Raw genomic sequence first — 16,749 nt, 5'->3', positions numbered from 1 at the left:
ATCCGGCTGAATGCGGGCGCGGTTGGATGGTTCCTAACGCCGCCCGCTCGCGGCATGCGGCCCTCGGCGGCACCTCAGTTCACCGGATCGACGGGCACGATAGCGATCGGCGCGCCTTCGTCGTCATAGACGGTGACGCAAATGCCCCTGCCGCTGATGTCAGGCATCTGCTCCAGCATCTCGCGGACGAAGAGAGAGCCGTAAGTGACGGCCTTCTCATCGCTTTCGAATTCCATCTTTATGGGCTCGGATTCGAAATCGGCAAGATCCGTGACGATGAAGGTGAAAGTCTGCACGATGACCGAACAGCGCGCGTAAGCCAGCGTTCCTAATTTGCACCCACAAAGAAAAGGACGGCCAATCAGTCCTCAGGTCTTCTTCGCCATTGCGTTCCTGCTGTCGCGGATGTGGTCGGCCTCCTTGTGGAGGACGGCCATGTCCCGCGACAGGTAGCCTTTGGTGTGCGAGCTCTCGATATCGGAGAACGAGCTATCGAGCTGCACGATGAGGTTCCTCGAGCCGCCTGACGAACGCGCGGTTGATGCGGATCATGCGGCTGCTTTCGCCCGGCTTGGGAGAAGGATGAAGGTAGTCCGCGGCTTTGGATGCCATGCTGGCAGCCACAGTATTGGTCGGCTGTCCTGCTTGAGCACTTTGAGCCAGTGGTCGACTTGGCTCGCATGGCGAAGCTCTCCCTTGACTTGCAGGTGCGCGCAGGTCATGGCGGCTCCTATCTCCGCCACGAGCTTAGTCTCTGCATCGAAAATTCTCGTTCCTGGCCGAGCGGCAGAGACCGGTTCGCTGACTGGGGGGCAGCCAATTCGACCCTGCAGCCAATCGGTTCAACGGGACATAGCCGGCGTTCGCGTAATTGATGAAAGACCGGGACGTCGATGGTCTGCCCGTCTGCGCGAAACCCTGCCGGCGGGGGGAGCTTCCTTCACGCCATCGAAGTGGCAAGACCAAACGGAGGTATCGCTCGTCAGATCAGATCGAGACCTAGCGCTTCGAACTGACGATCCCATTCGAGTGGGAGCTCGCGCAGTTGTTCGAGACCGATGCCACGAGGTAACCGGCCTTCAACGGCAGCCTTGGTGAGTGCCGGAGAGAGGAAGGCCAACGACAGTGTCATGTTGACGTGTCGCAGGCTGCATCGCTCGCGCGTTGCGATTGCTTGGGCATCTGTCGCCGAATCGGTGATGAGTTCATCAAGCCAGCGCCGGCCGCGGGCGATTGCTGCGACCAGCGTGGCGCGTCGCTCCAGCTTCATCGGGTGGAGTAGAAGTTTTGCGGAGGTTGGGCGCAGGACTGATCGCGCGGGTTTGGAGGGTGGCTTGATCCAGGGGATGATGATGGTGGAGTGGTCTTCTTCGGCGGGATTGTCCGGATCCTGCTTCAGCTGCACGACGAGGCGGTTTTGCTGGACCTCGATCCGTTCGATCAGCAAGGAGGCGTAGGTGTTGTCGATCGGGCTCGTGGTTTTGTTTTTCATCCGCGGCTCCAGAACAACCTTGCGAACCTGATCGTCGATATCATGGGCAGGCACCCGTGAGACTGAACCAACTGCGGCGGTCGCTGCATTGCCGAACAGAAGTGGCCGCGAGACATAGTAGCCGTAGTGCCGACCCTTCTTCTGGGCCTGGGTCGGCGCCATGCGATGGCCGGCGTCGTCAAACATCAGACCGGTCAGGAGATGGCTGAAGGAGGTCCTGGTTTTGGTCTGATGACTGCGCTGGTCTGTGAGCATCGTCTGGACGCGCTCGAACAGGTCGCGATCGAGGATCGGGGGCTGCTCGCCCGGATAGATCTGCCCCTTGTAGTTGACCTCGCCAATGTAGAAGCGGTTGCGCAGCAGATGGAATAAGGCGCCACAGCCGAACGGAACTCCGCCCCGGGTTACGCCGGTCTTGAGTTGGCGCCGCCTGCTGACGATGTTGCGGTGCTTGAGGTCGCGCATCAGAGAACGGACGCTGCCGAGTTCGAGATAGCGGCTGAAGATGTGACGAACCCGTTCGGCTTCTTCTGGGACGACGGTCACCTTGCCGTTCTCCGTGACGTAGCCGAGGGGGAGGGGGCCTCCGACCCAGATGCCCTTCTTCTTGGAGGCCGCCACCTTGTCCCGGATGCGCTCCGAGGTGACCTCCCGTTCGAACTGGGCAAAGGACAAGAGAACGTTGAGTGTCAGGCGTCCCATGGACGTTGTGGTATTGAACTGCTGGGTGACCGAGACAAACGACACCCGATGGCCATCGAACAGCTCGACCAACTTGGCGAAGTCGGCGAGCGAGCGGGTCAGACGGTCGACCTTGTAGACCACAATGACATCGATCTTGCGGGCCCGGATATCCTCCAGCAGGCTCTGCAGCGCCGGTCGGTCGGTTGATCCGCCCGAGAAGCCACCATCGTCATAGCGGGTCTTGACCTGAACCCAACCGGCATGGGCCTGGCTTTTGATATAGGCACTGGAAGCCTCATACTGAGCATCCAGCGAGTTGAACTCCTGGTCCAGGCCGTTGTCGGTCGAGACCCGGGTATAGATTGCGCACCGGACGAGCTCGCGGGGCAACGCTTTTCCCGTCCTCACGGCCCATCCTCCCCACAGACCGTGTTATCCCGAAGGCCAAAGAAGCGGGGGCCGCTCCAGCGAGTACCGGTGATGGCGAAGGCGATGGCCGAAAGGCTGTCGTACCGTGTCCCCTCCCACAGTAAGCCATCCTCAACGACGATCGCTCGCTGGATGGTGCCGTTCCATTCACGGGACAGGATAGTGCCGGCCTTCAGCTCGACCTGGCCCCGGTCGAAGGCGACGAGCTTGGCCGTAACGGATTCGGGTGCCTCGACGATGCGATCAAGGAACTGGCGTATCGCCGGATCGAGATCGCCCGACTGATCTGCCTGTCGCCGATAGCTTACGATGGCTGTTTGTAGATGCTTCGGAAGATGCGCCAGCGTGGACCGACTTGAGCGACGACCACGAGACTGCGGTCGCCGACCACCGAGATCGCGACGACGCGCGAGCTCGCCCTTCGAGGCTTCAGCCATCGTCAAGCCTGCTTCGCTGCAACGACGCGGTAAATACGCTGGTCGGCTTCAACGGCTGAGACCAACTCGAGCCCGAGCTTCTTGCGGACCACGCCGGCCAAAAATCCACGCACGGAATGCTGCTGCCAGCCTGAAGCTTCCGAGAGTGCAGCAATGGTCGCACCAGCCGGGTGCCTCAGAAGATCGAGCAGATTGGTTTGCTTGTTCGCCCGTTTGTTGGCTTCAGCAGTCGCGCTGACCACGCCGCCCGCTCGAGCCGGGCGTGAAGGAAGCGTTGGACGTCGTTTCGTCGGCTCGCTCACAGGACGAGTTGCTGTCCTTGCTGCCTTCGTTGAGGCCTTACCGCGTCCGCGGCGGTTCGATGGCAGCTTCCGATTGCGGGATGACTTCTGCATGGGACCCTCCAAAATGATGCGACATCAGCGTCGCACCACCCGAAGCCCCGTCAGCGATGTTGCGCTGCGGGGCCGGTCCGAGGGCCATCTCTCACGCCACAGCAATGCTCGCTGCGCCCAAGAATGCCAGTCCTTTCTGCAGGAGTCTCAACAATACCAATGTTGAACATCCGGGGGAGCGGTCCTGTGATCGCCTTCCATTCACGTGGATGCGGTGGTTACCTAAGAGGCACAATGTCGCTGGGTTTTTAAACGGGCTAGCGTAACCGCACAGCAATGGCCTCGTTTGGATTTTTGGCTCTGGCATACGACCCGACTGGCGTAGCCCGCGCATCCAGAACACAAGCGCGGAAGGAGAATATCAGATGCCGACCCTCTACACGATGCCTGGCGCCTGCTCGCTTTCTCCGACCAAATACCGCCGCAGTCAGCTGCTTTCATTATTTCCAAGCCTCAGGCGAGCCTCTACAACATCAAGGTAGGCACCGTAACAGCGCCATGACTACTACTTCGAGCGGCGGTTGCACTAAGCGGCGTCCAAATGGTGGAGGCTCACCTGAGCCGCCGCGTCTCCGTCCGCTTGTCCGGATCACCATCAACCGCGAGGCACTTGCCGTCCTAGATAAGCAAGCCCTCGCCGCTCAACTCGGCATCGGCCTCGTCTCAGGCTGGCTGGCAAGCTGGATCGTCGGCGGTAGTGGGCTGCTACGATACGTGCTTACTGGCGTTGTCGGCTCCTTCGTAGGCGCGTTTCTCTTAGATCGCCTAGGCATCGAACTTGGCATCCGGAACCCGCTCACCAGCCGGATTGTCACAGCATCTATCGGTGCGGTGCTGGTGATACTGGCTGCTCGGCTTATCGCCTGAGTTCAATCATCTCAAGTCGGATTCCCGCTATTGAGGCCCTCCCATTGCTTCTGTGGGGTGACGCCGACCCGATAAGTCCCGTGGCGGTTGGTGAACGGCTATCTGCTTTGTTTCCGAACGCACGTCTCTGCGTTTTCTCCGGTGCAGATCCACGACTTGGCCCAAACGCACATTGGTGTTGTCGCCGTCGAGATAAAGCGCCATCTGACGGCAGGTTCATAAGCGTTCCCGGCTCGTCGTCCGACTTTCTAGTGAAAGGCAGCGCTCCCACGCCGACACGCGTGACGTGTAAGGTCGGGCTTCTTGGGATTATCGTTGTTGCCATGAAGTTCGCCAGAGATGCTGGGCTATAAATCAAAATCGAGAATGACCCACGCCAGTCTCAGGGCACCTCCGCGCGTCCCGCATACGCGCGATCCCACCCTTCGAGGCGGTAGCCACCCAGGCCTGCTTCGCTGCAACGATGCGGTAGATGCGCTGATCTGTTTCAACGGCTGAGACCAACTCGAGCCCAAGCCTCTTGCGGACCACGCCGGCCAAAAATCCGCGCACGGAATGCTGCTGCCAACCGAAGGCGTTTGAGAGTGCGGCAATGGTGGCACCAGCCGGGCGCCTCAGAAGGTCGAGCAGTTCTGTTTGCTTGTTCGCCCGTTCCCGGGTTGGAGGCCGTGCGGACGACTGACGTGCCGCTTTTGCCGTCTAGCCACGCGAGCAGCTTTTGCACGGCCAGCGCGCTTCGATGACTTCCTACTGCGAGATAACTTCTCCATAGACCCTCCGAATGATGCGACATCAGCGTCGCACCACTCGAGGCCCGTCAGCGATGTTGCGCTGCGGGGCCGATCTAAGGGTCATCTCACGCCACAGCAATGCTCGCTCCGCCCGCGAATGCCAGTCCTTTCTGCAAGAATCTCAATGCTGATGTCGAACATCCAATGGGAGCAGGCGCTCCGACAATCCAATCGAGCCCCAAAATGCATCCGGCGCCGTATTGAACCGGCGGAACGCTCGATCACTCGCCGCCCGTTTTGATCCCCGAACTCGGATTGGCCCGCTTTGGCTCCAACTCCGGCGGGCCTTTTTGTCGGCCGCACAATAATCCGCCGTGCGCAGCCAAGCTGCGAGGGGATCATGAGCTAGACAATCAACCGGCAAGAAAGAGCTCGCTCCGGTCCCGGTCGCCGGGATTGCAGCCGCCTGTCGATCCGCGCGATCCATCGGAATGAACGGTTATGGCCGGCGCCAAAGCGGATCAACCGATCCTCAGATTTTCCGCGGTCTCCTCGCCGCGGTTCTAGACAACCTCGTAGCTCACCTTGGCGCCTTCATCGAGCGAGCTCAGGCCCGCCTTTTCCACGGCCGAGATATGGACGAACACGTCCTTGCCGCCGTTGTCGGCTGAATGAAGCCGTAACCTTTCTGCCCGTTGAACCACTTCACAGTACCGATTGCCACTGCCGCAAACTCCTATTGAACGATCCACCGATATGACCGCTTGCGTCGTCCCTCGCAAGCCCAGAGGCCGCGGCCGTCAGCTCGCCTATTCGTACTAGCAGTCGTGAAGGCCCACGTTGGAACGACGTTTGTCGCGTTGAAATTGGCTGCATGCCTTCTCTCACGGAGGGAGGCAGCCATGGATGACCGGCGTTCCTGTAGGCCCGAGAAAGCCGTCCAAGAGCCCAACGGTCACGCCGAGGGTGAGAATTGCAACATTGTCCAATTTCCGGATCGTCGAAAGGCGATCCCCCCGGCGGATGATTTCTTCGGGACTGAAGAGGGTGAGCTTTTGACAAATGAGTCATTCGCGGGGAGCCAAAACTAGAGCTTCTGCCGCCTGAAAAGATCCTGCTGGGAGCCGCTTTTGTGGTGGCGGCCATTATGTTGGGAGTACTGCTATTGCTCGTAATCAGTTGGCCCTCTAGGAGCAAAGCACGGCGAGCATGCAGTTGGAGCGCTTCCGCGGCGTCGGTGGTTTTCCGCGCCGTTAAGAACGACGCGCGAACACACCTGTCATTGAACAAGGATGCACCTGTACCACGCGCCGCCGATACAGCCGGGCGTATTATCTGCCAACCAATCCTGGGCGGACTGCATCATCAATATACCCGGATTTGATTTGCGATAAGGACAAGAGGGACTCTGCTACCCTGCTCCGGGATACGCTGCGAGCGGAGGTTGCCACTGTCAGGCTAGGCTACACTGTCCCTTCCGCCTCGCAGGTAATTCTAAAGCGATACGAGAGTTCTCAGTACGTCGATCGGGGCTCCTTTGAGGGGCTCATCGTGAGCAGATTAGGGTCGTTTGGAGCGTCTATCGACCTTTAATCGCCGAATAATACCGAAGAGTTTTTCGCCGCGAGATGTTGCGAACCGACCCATCCCGATTTTTGGTGCACTTATGAGTTGGAAGTCTGTGACCACATAAGTGCCAGTGCCAGCTTCATGGACCTACGTCTGCACGGCTGGCTGCGTTATGCCAACGAGCGCGTGCGTTATCGGAAGGCGACGCTTCGATCCTGGATAACGTCTTGTGGCCCAAATGAGGAGAGCATTCGATGACCGTCAGCCAACCGAACGCTGCCGATACCGCTGAACTCAACAACCTCCTCGTTGTCAATCACGACAGGGGAGGCTTCTATCTCCGCTATTATGAATTGACGGGGTCGACGCAAGCGCTTCTGCAGGCCCATATTACCAACCTATAGCGGCTTTCTGGGGGGCCCGCTTTGGTCGGGAGTGCCGTCGCAAAGAATAGTAAGCGGACAACTACAATATCGATCTCGATACATTTTCTTACGAGATCGCTTCGAACGTGTTTCTCAAGATAAAGAGTGATGTTGAGGCAGGCCGGACTGGTATTCTGTCCGATCAGGAAATGCAGTCCTCTGATCAGGAGGTTTGGGCGGAGCAGGGATTGGCGGACTATTTCCCCGGCAATGTCCCACTCTGGCATCTTGGGTTCAAGACACTTCTGTCGGCAGGGACCGCGGCCTCAACTCTGACGGCACTTCAGCTTCCCTTCGGCGCGAGAATCGAAAGGACTGACGATCATGAGCGTAATTCAAACAGTTAGATCGTGAATCGTGGCGTGGCCATCTAGGAACACTTCAACGTTGGCGTCGTTTACACTCGGTAACATAGCGGGGTCGAAATCGATGAATCAACGTGACCCCAAAGCGCTCGAAACGGACAGACTGTTGGAAAAGAATAAGAGCGCGAACCGCCGCACCACAGTAGGTGAAATCCCATGGAATTATGATCGTTCCGAATTAATTGCAGATGGAGCGATTCATGTTGTCGGCGTTGGCATGGGATTGGGCGCAACGACCACGTTAATCGTCCTGACAAGTGGTTCTAGTGCATCCATCCATCCGGTCATTGTTACAGGTTATGCACTATGCTTACTTAGTATGCTGGTGTTCTCTGCGGCCTATAACCTCTGTCCGGTATCGCCGCAGAAGTGGCTGCTGAGGCGGTTTGACCAGTCCGCGATATATCTCCTCATAGCGGCTACCTATACACCGTTCATCACGCAATTTAACGACCGCGACTTAGCAGCGTCCTTATTAGTCGCCATATGGTCTGCGGCTGCTGTCGGCACCGTCCTGAGGTTGCTTTTCCCGGATCGTTTCGAGCGCCTCTCCCTCGTGTTATATATTGCCATGGGATGGAGCGGCATTATTGTTTACGACAAGGCTGTCGCGTCACTCTCGGGCTCAATCCTAACGTTCATCGCAACGGGCGGAGTATTGTATACGTTAGGAGTTATCTTCCATTTATGGAAGCGCTTGCACTACCAAAATGCCATTTGGCACGCATTCGTGTTGTTGGGCGCCGCCTGCCACTTTAATGCGGTCTGGAATCTTGCTGTCACTTAAGGAATCGAAAGCCTGCAATTCTTTTCAGAGGCTTTACCCAGCCGCGCGGGTCGCGAGGGCTCTTATTGATCTATCTCGATCCAGCGACGTCGACCGTGCGGGCGTGCGGGCGTGCGGCACGAGGTCGGCGGTCTTTGTCACGAATATGCCGGTTGCGCCAAGGAGGGGCAGCAGAGCTGAGACGATGATAACGAAGTAGAAGCGGATCCATTGAAGTCAAAAAGCGACACTGGCTATCGTTCCGCTCGGGCTACTGAGGCACCTCCTGACCGACCGTTGTCGATGAGGCAGCAGGTGCTGATTTAACCGACGCAACTTCGTCCGCATCACTCGTTGTAATGTTTGCTACGACATCGGCGGCCATCGTTTCAAGCAATGCGATCTCGTTTGCTTCAAGGGTACGGGGTGCGGAGTCGAGAATGCATAGCGCTCCTATTATTAGACCATCAGCTGCACGTAGCGGCGCCCCAGCGTAAAACCGCACGTTCCATTGCTCGATCGTCTCGTTATCGGCAAACCGTGGGTCGCGCTCGATATCCGAAACCACCAGCGTTTTGTCGTTGGCCAAAACGTAGTTGCAGATTGCGTGTTCGCGGTCCATCGGCAGCAGCGTGCCTGTATCGTCAGTGATGGCGTCCGGCAATTTTCCACTTTGTCCGACGAAGTATTCGCGGTCCTTATCAATAGTGGTGATCACGGCAACGCTGGTGTTGAATACGTCGGCCGCACGTTTGGCGAGAGCATCCAGCGCTTCACGTTTATTACCTTCCAAGACCCCGGTCGCTTTCAGCGCGTCGACACGCTCTGCGTCGTTGTCAGGCACGGGGGCTTGTTGGACAACCGTGGCTTCTTCAGGGTCGATGATACGGTGAATACGGCGAACCGCCTCCTCGACCGAAGTCACGACAGCATCGGCTTTGAGCTTTGCAAGGGATTCGTTGGTCAACAGCTCTGGCGGCGCGTTCCACAGCGCCAGAACGATGCGCATATTCGGCCATCGTCGTCGCAGACGCCGGCAGGCGTGGCGAGCGGGGATGGCTGGATTCGGCGTAACGTAACTGAGACAGACAATGTCCGCGCCCTTCAGGTCGAGTTTGGCCAGATAGTCGGCATTTACGCTTGCAGCGGGTTGGGAAACTGCGGCGATCCCTTCGAATGCGAGCGCATGGGCCAGCATCTCGCCGGAGAGGGCATCAATCTCCCATTTTCCTCCGATGCACAGGACCCTGGGCTTTGCCTCCGGACCCAGGGAGGAGGGGTATTCATCTCTTAGATCGTCGAGGAGCGAGTCCATTCCGCTTGTTAGGCGCATGCGGTGCTCGGCGCTTGCGTTCTGGAGGTACGCCTCGCTTGCCAGACGAAGGACCTCAATGCCGATTGCATCGTAGAACGATATGACTGAAGTCTTCTCGATCTCGGTGCTTGCGATCTCGGCAGCTTCGTCGGCGTCATCTGCAATCAGCCGCTGATAGATGCGGGCCGGAACGTCCAGTGCAGGCGTCGAGCCGAGCATGGTGTCGAGGAAGCGCAGTTGTGGCAGATTGCGCCCGAGAACCAGCAGGCAAACGGTGAGGGGGGTGGAGAGGATCAGCCCCACTGGGCCCCAGAGCGCTGTCCACAATATCGTCGCGGCGATCAGCGATATGGCCGACAGGCCGGTGCTGGACCCATAGAGCAGCGGCTCGACGATGTTGTTGCTTATCAACTCGAGGATGACGATCAGCGCAATGGTCCAGAGCAGCATGCTCCAGCCGCTGTCGACGGCAAAGGCGAGCGCGATCGGAAAGATCGCAGCAATCAGCGGGCCGACATAGGGAACGAAGCGCATGACCGCGCCCACGGCGCCCCACAGCAGTGCGCCGGGTACGCCGATGATCCAGAGGCCGGCAGCGAGCGGCACACCGTAACTGACGTTCACGAGCAGCTGCATCAGAAGATATCTGCTGATACGCGCACCGGCCTCCTGAATCGCATCCGTTGAGCGATGGAAGTTCCCTCCGAATAGGCGCAGAAGCCGGTCGCGAAGATCGCCGATATCAAGCAGCGCCAGAATGACGAAGATCAAGACGATGCCGGCGGTAGCCAGGGGCTCCACTGAACGCACAAGCCAGCCAAATGCCTGCTCGAACGGTGTTGGCGGTATGGGAACGATTTCGACGCGCTGCGGGACGGGGCCGCCCGCTGGTTTATCGTCCTTTGACTCCACCTCTTTCTGTAAGCGTTCGACGGTTCTCAGCACGCCGTCCAAAAATCCGGGTGCTTTGAGATTCTCGCGTAGATCTGACAGCTTCGTCAGTATGGTCGATTGATAGGTCGGCAATTCGACCGCCATCGAACGGACCTGGGCGCCGAGAACGACGCCTAGTCCCAGCAGAGCGCACACGACGGTCACTATGACGAGACCCGTCGCAAGCGGTCTGGGGAGGCCTTTTCGGACAAACCAGGTGACCGGCGGGTTCAGTGCAAACGTGATCAGGAAGGCGATCGCGAGCGGTATGAGTATATCGCGGCCGTAGTACAGGCCGGCAAGGAGGATAGTGGCCGTCGCCAGGGCGGCCGCAATTTTCACAATATCCAGTTCGCGAGACGTGACCGGATCCGCACGGACCTGGCTTGGTAAGGGACGTCCTGGGACTGTAGGAAAATCAGGCATTCTGCTCCGCCTCACACCAAAACGCGAACGGACCCAGCAAGTTCCTTCATGCCAATGTCGCGAGCGTGCCTCGTCACGCCGATTTCGCACTGCCCCAGATCAGGGCGCGCTTAAATCCGCTGTGCTACTAACGGCGCCACGAACGCGCAAATACGGTGGAATGAGTGGACGACGATAATGGTTTTCAAGAAACACGACGTAATCATCGAGAGGTGGACGGAAGCTCGCCAAGCTGAACCGGGTCCGTCGGTGTTATTGTTGGCGCGAGAATCGAATGCACTAAGCCGCTCCTATGGGCTATAGAAAGCCCTCCTGAACAGCACGCATGTAACCAAATGACCATCCCATTCGATCCGACTGCCCTCCTTGACATCGCCGACAAACTTGGCCTGCTAGACGGCGTCAAGAAAAAGCTGTTCCGCAATCCGGATGCAGCCACAGACAAGTTGGCGACCGTGCTCGACGAGCTGTCGAAAATCTATTCCACCCTCGAATCCGAGTTGGTCCGCTTCCTCAGCCTGCATTTCGAACCGGCGGGTAATCTGGCGGCCGAGCGGCAGGTCTTACTCACATTGGAAAGCGGTCAGCTCACGGTTCGAATGGGCGAAGCCCGGGGCCACTGTCACAAGATTTACAACATCTACCAGAAGCACCTCGACCGCTGGTTTCACCGGGTGCTGTCGCCACAGGAGGCGGAAACCATGAAGCGGCTCTTCGAAGCGCTGAGCTATGGCGATTCCCAGATGGATCTGGCCATTCACCAACTGGCCGGCTGGTTGGGTACGGCGGCCAGCGAGACGCTCGATCTCATCGATGCAGGCAAGGTAGCCGAGGCCCAGCAGAACATTCGCACTGCTCGCCGAGAGGTGTTGCCCGCACGCCAGGCCATTACCCAGACCCTGGCCCGTCTGGTTGTTCTTCAAGGTGACTTTGTCTCTGCGTCAGGAACCGATTGACGTAGCAACATTCTAGGTCGGTTTGACAAAGTGTCTGATCCAGAGGCGGATGGCTGCGAAGCCGAGATAGCTTCGGCGATTTTGTTATATCCGGTCGCCAGGCGGCGAAGGTGCGCCACCCTTGGCTTGGCGGTCCTCGCCGTTCGAACGAAGCGTCGATCAGGGGAGCTTGTCGAGCACGATCAGCTGCCGCTCCTCACGCCTGCCGGGCGCGCTCTCCAGGCATGCCTCCAGGGCATCCTTGACTTGCTAGCACCTTCCCGTCGGTGCTTCGGGATCGTCGCTGAAGTGCGCGATGTACCTTTTTTCGCCCTGGCTGGATATGTTTTTGGGTCCCCTCGTAAGGAATTTCAGCGTAGGCCTCTTCGTCGATCAGGTTGCCATTTTTATCCAGCAGACCGGTACGCTTAATCGTCGCCCTGGGCCGTGATGTCTGGTCGCGGAGGCGCCAAAGAATAATGAATGTTGTCAAACATCATGAGGTGCGTTCGACTTCAAGTTTCGCCTGCTCGATGCCGGACGTTTCGATCGCATTTAACAATGCCGCCTCATATCTTCCCAGGAACTAACCCCTGGCTGCCGGTTGGATTGGGCTCTCGAGGAATGTCATGTCAAAGAGCGATACATTACGGTACGGCCCTCCGGGAGAGCGCGCGGTGCATCTTTGCGTCGATATGCAGAGAATGTTTGCCGAAGGCACCGAATGGAAGATGCCCTGGCTTGAGCGGGTGTTGCCGAACATCATCGCGATCACGTCCGCTCATCCCGAGAGAACGTTTTTCACCCGATTTATCCCGGCCGAGAAGCCCGGACACGGCGTGGGGATGTGGCGGCATTATTACGAGCGATGGGCCTCAATGACTATCGACCGAATCGGGTCTGACATGGTGGGGCTGGTCCCTGACCTCGCCGCGTTCGTCCCTCCCGGCAGGGTCTTTGACAAGCATGTCTACTCCCCTTGGACCGGAAGCGACCTTCATCAGCAACTGCGCGGTGCTGGAATCGACAGCCTTATCATAACCGGCGGGGAAACGGACGTTTGCGTTCTGTGCACGATGTTGGGAGCGATCGACTGGGGCTTTCGGGTCATCCTCGTACAGGACGCGCTTTGCAGTTCGGCTGATGAAACGCACGACGCGATGATGAATATCTACATGAATCGGTTCGGAGAGCAGGTTGAGACCGTCACGACGGAGACTCTCCTTGAGTGCTGGTAAGGCAAAATCTCTTGAATTCGGGCCCCTCGCATCTCGTGCGGATCCTCCTGCCCCAGGAAACTGGCAGCAAGAACTGGTTCGGCGGTTTTCTCGAAGACTTAGCGGATAAGTTCGGCGGGCCACGAGCTTTCAGCGCCCTTCGGGTTTGGGTTTCTGACTCAGCGGCGGCGGCGAGACCGAGGAAGCATTGCGGTCGTCGAAGTCATGTGGGGCGACCGCACTTCTGGCGGTCCTTGTAGGATAGATTGGCCGGGGAGCTCCCGCGGCGGGCGATTGCCACTCGGGCCAACGAATCACGCAATTCTTGGCGGCTTGTGGCGCTGGTATACAAACGCGCCGAAGGAAATAGCAAGGATGCCTCAGTCGCAAAATCCATCGCGGCGAAGGAACACCTTGTTGATGGCGACGGCCGCCTGCGCTCCTTCCGCGATGGCTGCTGCGACAAGAAGGACGTCGCGCGACACGTCGCCGGCAACATATACGCCGGGGACACTAGTCTCCTCTGTATCAGTGTCCATCACGACGCCACCCTTCGCATCCCGCTGGCAGCCGAGACGCTTCGAAAGGTCAGATGCCTGATGGCAGCCGGTCGAGAAGAATAGGCCGACCCGGGGCAAATCAGGTCCGCTTTTGAATATGATCTTCGTAAGCTCCCCGTTCGTGCCTTCGAGACGTTGAATGGGCTCGGGACGCACTAGAATATTATGTTTGTCAAGCTTTCGCATAGCTTTCGCGCTGATTTCACTCCCATCGCTGCAAACCACAATGTCCTGGATCCAGTGTTTCATCATAAGGGCAAGCTCCGCGCCTTTATCCCCTTTCCCCAACGCGGCTACAGGCTTTCCTGCGTACTCAAAGCCATCGCAGTAAAGACAATGATGGATTGAAATCCCGTAGAGCGGTTCGATGCCGGCAAGTTCAGGAAGTTCGTCAACGAGACCCGTCGCGAGCAAGATCTTCGATGCGTTGCCTGTGGTGCCGTCCGAGCAGCTAAATTCAAACGAGCTGCCGACAGAAACAATGTCGGTTACTCTTGTCCCGCGCACCGAGACAGAATTATAGCGTGTGAGTTCTTGACGGGCCTCGCCCAGGAATGCAGCGGGAGATCGGCCTTCCCGACCGAGCAGACCATGTATTGCCGGGGACCTCAGATTGCGTTGTTGTCCTTCGTCACAGAGCAAGGCCGTGCGGCGGCATCTTCCCAGGAGAAGCGCAGCGCTTAGTCCGGCCGGTCCGCCACCGACGATGAGAACATCGTATTTCATCAAAAGCTATTTTCGTTGCGTACCTGTATAGGGCCACACGCGCAGCCCGGAACCCAAACCAGCCGATCAAGCGTTAGGAGGTCGGAGGATATCATGCCGGGCGCCCTTACAGCACCAGAGTCGACAGAACTGACGCCCGAAGAGCGCCGGGAGCGCAGGCGGCTGCGCCGTGAAAAGCAGCGCGAGGACAATGTCAAACGGGCGGCGAAGATGCATACTGCCCGGCTTAAGAAAGCTGATAGCTCGAAAGCGCCGTCCGACATCACGCGATCAGTTCACGTCGGGTGCTCGGGCTGGCGTTACTGGAAATGGCGAGATTCATTCTATGCCGACGTGCCTCAGCAGGAATGGTTCGCATACTATTTGAAACGCTTCGATACCGTTGAGATTAACGCGTCCTTCTACTCATGGCCGACAGTAGCCGGCGTTCAGGCTTGGCGCCGCGCGCCCGGCAAAAAGAAGTTTGTGTACACCGTCAAGGTTTGCGAGCTCATCACTCATGTGAAGAAGTTTAAAGGCACAAAGACGCTCGTTCGGGATTTTGGAGTGATCGCCGACATTCTCGGTGACCAGATGGGCTGCTTCCTGTTCCAGCTTCCGCCGAGCTATCGATACACCAACGCCCGTCTCAAGGAAATTGTCAGCCAGCTCGACCCGGCACGCCGCAATGTTGTCGAATTCAGGCACGCCAGCTGGTGGAACGAAGAGGTCTACAGCGCCTTTCGCAAGGCAGGAATAATATTCTGCTCCTGCAGCGGACCAAGATTGCCGGATGTGCTCGTCAGGACGGCGAACGAAGTGTATATCCGCCTGCATGGTCCGAAGCGCTGGTATCGGCATGACTATTCAAATAACGAACTGACGGAGTGGGCGCGCCGGATTAAAGCGAGTAGGACGAAGCGCGCCTGGATTTACTTCAATAACGATTACGACGCCCATGCTCCGAAGAACGCCGCTGTTCTCCGGCGCATGTTGAAGCACGTTGGTTCCACTCTCCCGAAATAAGGTGCTTCCGGTTGATTCGCCTCTTAAAACACGGGAGACGACAAGGAACGGCAAGCGCGCTCCGCGCCGATGAGTATGCCGACAGCAAACTAAAACCTATCCGGCTTCACATGATTCTAGGACGTTGCCCTCGCAGCGCATTCGATAAGGCCGCAGTTGATCCGCCGCATGAGCTTGCTGTTTTATTATTCGGCCGCTGCCAGTTGCGTTGATGCGTTGACTACTTCCTTTATGGCCGACATCACTTGATCCGTGGCTGTTTGTTGTATCATGTGGCCGTTCCCAGCAAGCCTATAGAATCTGCTCTGAGGAATATCGGCGTGTAGCCGGGCTGACTGACTCTCGATATCGATCAACTTGTCTTCCTCTCCGGCGATGATGACTATCGGCATGTTCAAATCCTCATACTGACGGCGCAGCATAGCGTCCGGAATCATTAACGCCGACTCAGCGGCTGATGCCCTTATCTGAGCTGGCCGCAGCGCCAATTCCTTGGGAAAGGCACCAAGTTTCTTAGGTACCGATCTCGGGCCAAATATTTTTTTCAGCATGAGCGGCCATATGACCCGGCTCAAGAGGGGGGATATGGTTTGACTTAAAATATCACCCACGATCGGCAAAGCAGGTGCGCCCATCGCTACGACGTCGGGCCGTGCAGTGGGATAGTAATATCCGGATGCGAGAACTAAGCCCCGGACTAAGCTTGGATACTTTAGGGCTATTGCGACCGCAACCGAAGCGCCCAAGAATGGCCAAGCACCACTGCGTTAGCAACGCCAAGTTGCGCGAGCGCCGCGTCGATCAATTCCGCCTGGGTATCGGGCGTCCACACGACGTTGCGCGGACGCTCGCTGTGGCCGAAGCCGGGGCGATCGAAAACGATGACCCGGTGATCCACGGCGGCGAGGTCGATCAGACCGCTGGATTCGAAGTCCTGGATCATGCTTCCGTTGCCATGAAGGAATACGACCGCGTCGCCGGTCCCCCGTTCGACGTAGTGAAGCCGGACCCCGTTTACGTCGAGGAAGCTGCCCGCAGGCGGATTATCACGCTCCGCTTTGTTTGCGAGATGTCTATTGACGGCGGCGGCGAGAGCCAGAGTTGTAAGCGCTATTGCGGAGGCAACAAAGAGCGAAGGTGCCTTGCGACTACTTTGACTTGGAACTGCTTGACGAAGTCTCTTCAAGGATGGAACGGGGGTCACGGGAGCATACTCAGTCGGCGCATGCACGAGATCTCGGACAATTCTGGGAAATGTTGCAGCGCAGAGCGAACCAGCGGCTCCGAGGATCGTTCCGTACCGCCCACTTCAATTGTCGAGATACGCAACGATCGTCCAATTTTGGGGGAACCAGCGAAGAGCGCTGCCGGCGCGCCATAATGAGCCAAAAATGCACGGTATATCCCCTCGGGGAACACGGGGATGATCGACGTGTGTGCGTCTTTTGACAGCATTCGAAAAAGGCTGACAT

16 protein-coding genes and 3 pseudogenes are annotated in these 16,749 nt (G+C 58.0%); 7 read left to right on the top strand and 12 right to left on the bottom strand.

Features of this window, described 5'->3' with window-relative positions; all coding sequences use genetic code 11:
* Positions 1-74 precede the first annotated feature (74 nt).
* The 7 genes from AC1RT6_RS10530 to AC1RT6_RS10500 form a co-directional block, all read right to left on the bottom strand.
* The gene (locus tag AC1RT6_RS10530; protein WP_472790401.1) at positions 75-296 is read right to left on the bottom strand and encodes a DUF6894 family protein; all 222 of its coding nucleotides are present in this window, start codon (positions 294-296) and stop codon (positions 75-77) included.
* A gap of 72 nt (positions 297-368) precedes the next feature.
* Positions 369-503, bottom strand: a complete 135-nt coding sequence (locus AC1RT6_RS10525; RefSeq protein WP_472790399.1) for a hypothetical protein — start codon at positions 501-503, stop codon at positions 369-371.
* Positions 504-548: 45 nt separating this feature from the next.
* Entirely contained in the window at positions 549-767 is a 219-nt protein-coding gene (locus AC1RT6_RS10520) for a zincin-like metallopeptidase domain-containing protein (protein ID WP_493029500.1), read from the bottom strand.
* A gap of 215 nt (positions 768-982) precedes the next feature.
* Positions 983-2,584, bottom strand: a complete 1,602-nt coding sequence (locus AC1RT6_RS10515) for a recombinase family protein (RefSeq protein WP_493029488.1) — start codon at positions 2,582-2,584, stop codon at positions 983-985.
* Positions 2,581-3,042: a DUF2924 domain-containing protein gene (locus AC1RT6_RS10510; RefSeq protein WP_472790394.1), complete on the bottom strand. Its 462-nt coding sequence runs from the start codon at positions 3,040-3,042 to the stop codon at positions 2,581-2,583. Before AC1RT6_RS10510 ends, AC1RT6_RS10515 begins: the two co-directional genes overlap by 4 nt.
* A 2-nt stretch (positions 3,043-3,044) precedes the next feature.
* Positions 3,045-3,284, bottom strand: coding sequence for a DUF3489 domain-containing protein (locus tag AC1RT6_RS10505; protein ID WP_472790392.1), 240 nt, complete (start codon positions 3,282-3,284; stop codon positions 3,045-3,047).
* Positions 3,285-3,381: 97 nt separating this feature from the next.
* On the bottom strand, positions 3,382-3,525 hold the full coding sequence (locus AC1RT6_RS10500) for a hypothetical protein (RefSeq protein WP_493029487.1): 144 nt from the start codon (positions 3,523-3,525) through the stop codon (positions 3,382-3,384).
* Between the two features lie 410 nt (positions 3,526-3,935).
* On the opposite strand from AC1RT6_RS10500, the gene AC1RT6_RS10495 reads away from it, so the two are divergent.
* The gene (locus tag AC1RT6_RS10495; protein WP_374708930.1) at positions 3,936-4,304 is read left to right on the top strand and encodes a GlsB/YeaQ/YmgE family stress response membrane protein; all 369 of its coding nucleotides are present in this window, start codon (positions 3,936-3,938) and stop codon (positions 4,302-4,304) included.
* 354 nt (positions 4,305-4,658) lie between these two features.
* Here the strand turns inward: AC1RT6_RS10495 and AC1RT6_RS10490 are convergent.
* Positions 4,659-4,946, bottom strand: a pseudogene (locus tag AC1RT6_RS10490) (DUF3489 domain-containing protein); the annotation flags it as partial.
* 652 nt (positions 4,947-5,598) lie between these two features.
* Positions 5,599-5,759 (bottom strand): annotated as a pseudogene (locus tag AC1RT6_RS10485) (cold-shock protein).
* Between the two features lie 1,099 nt (positions 5,760-6,858).
* On the opposite strand from AC1RT6_RS10485, the gene AC1RT6_RS10480 reads away from it, so the two are divergent.
* The 3 genes from AC1RT6_RS10480 (at position 6,859) to trhA (ending at position 8,181) form a co-directional block, all read left to right on the top strand.
* On the top strand, positions 6,859-7,008 hold the full coding sequence (locus AC1RT6_RS10480; protein WP_309775893.1) for a hypothetical protein: 150 nt from the start codon (positions 6,859-6,861) through the stop codon (positions 7,006-7,008).
* 107 nt (positions 7,009-7,115) lie between these two features.
* On the top strand, positions 7,116-7,376 hold the full coding sequence (locus AC1RT6_RS10475; protein ID WP_309775894.1) for a hypothetical protein: 261 nt from the start codon (positions 7,116-7,118) through the stop codon (positions 7,374-7,376).
* Positions 7,377-7,458: 82 nt separating this feature from the next.
* Complete coding sequence (gene trhA / locus AC1RT6_RS10470; protein WP_493029486.1) at positions 7,459-8,181, top strand: PAQR family membrane homeostasis protein TrhA; 723 nt, start codon at positions 7,459-7,461, stop codon at positions 8,179-8,181.
* Between the two features lie 250 nt (positions 8,182-8,431).
* Here the strand turns inward: trhA and AC1RT6_RS10465 are convergent, their stop codons facing one another.
* Positions 8,432-10,834: an AI-2E family transporter gene (locus AC1RT6_RS10465; RefSeq protein WP_493029485.1), complete on the bottom strand. Its 2,403-nt coding sequence runs from the start codon at positions 10,832-10,834 to the stop codon at positions 8,432-8,434.
* A gap of 335 nt (positions 10,835-11,169) precedes the next feature.
* Between AC1RT6_RS10465 and AC1RT6_RS10460 the strand changes: the two genes are divergently transcribed.
* Together AC1RT6_RS10460 and AC1RT6_RS10455 are read left to right on the top strand one after the other, a co-directional pair.
* Positions 11,170-11,790: a hypothetical protein gene (locus tag AC1RT6_RS10460; protein ID WP_079448295.1), complete on the top strand. Its 621-nt coding sequence runs from the start codon at positions 11,170-11,172 to the stop codon at positions 11,788-11,790.
* Positions 11,791-12,398: 608 nt separating this feature from the next.
* Positions 12,399-13,007: a cysteine hydrolase family protein gene (locus tag AC1RT6_RS10455; RefSeq protein ID WP_079448296.1), complete on the top strand. Its 609-nt coding sequence runs from the start codon at positions 12,399-12,401 to the stop codon at positions 13,005-13,007.
* A 359-nt stretch (positions 13,008-13,366) separates the two neighbouring features.
* Here AC1RT6_RS10455 and AC1RT6_RS10450 read toward each other — a convergent pair whose 3' ends face one another.
* Entirely contained in the window at positions 13,367-14,272 is a 906-nt protein-coding gene (locus AC1RT6_RS10450; protein WP_079448297.1) for an NAD(P)/FAD-dependent oxidoreductase, read from the bottom strand.
* 93 nt (positions 14,273-14,365) lie between these two features.
* Between AC1RT6_RS10450 and AC1RT6_RS10445 the strand changes: the two genes are divergently transcribed.
* A complete protein-coding gene (locus tag AC1RT6_RS10445; protein WP_244553580.1) occupies positions 14,366-15,277 on the top strand; it encodes a DUF72 domain-containing protein in 912 nt (303 codons plus the stop codon).
* Positions 15,278-15,462: 185 nt separating this feature from the next.
* Here the strand turns inward: AC1RT6_RS10445 and AC1RT6_RS10440 are convergent.
* Positions 15,463-16,220 (bottom strand): annotated as a pseudogene (locus tag AC1RT6_RS10440) (alpha/beta fold hydrolase).
* Positions 16,221-16,749: the final 529 nt, after the last annotated feature.

The organism is Nitrobacter sp. MLSD-S21 (assembly GCF_058809865.1).
Note: the sequence above shows the minus strand (reverse complement) of the source record. Positions and strands in the feature narration are given on the sequence as shown.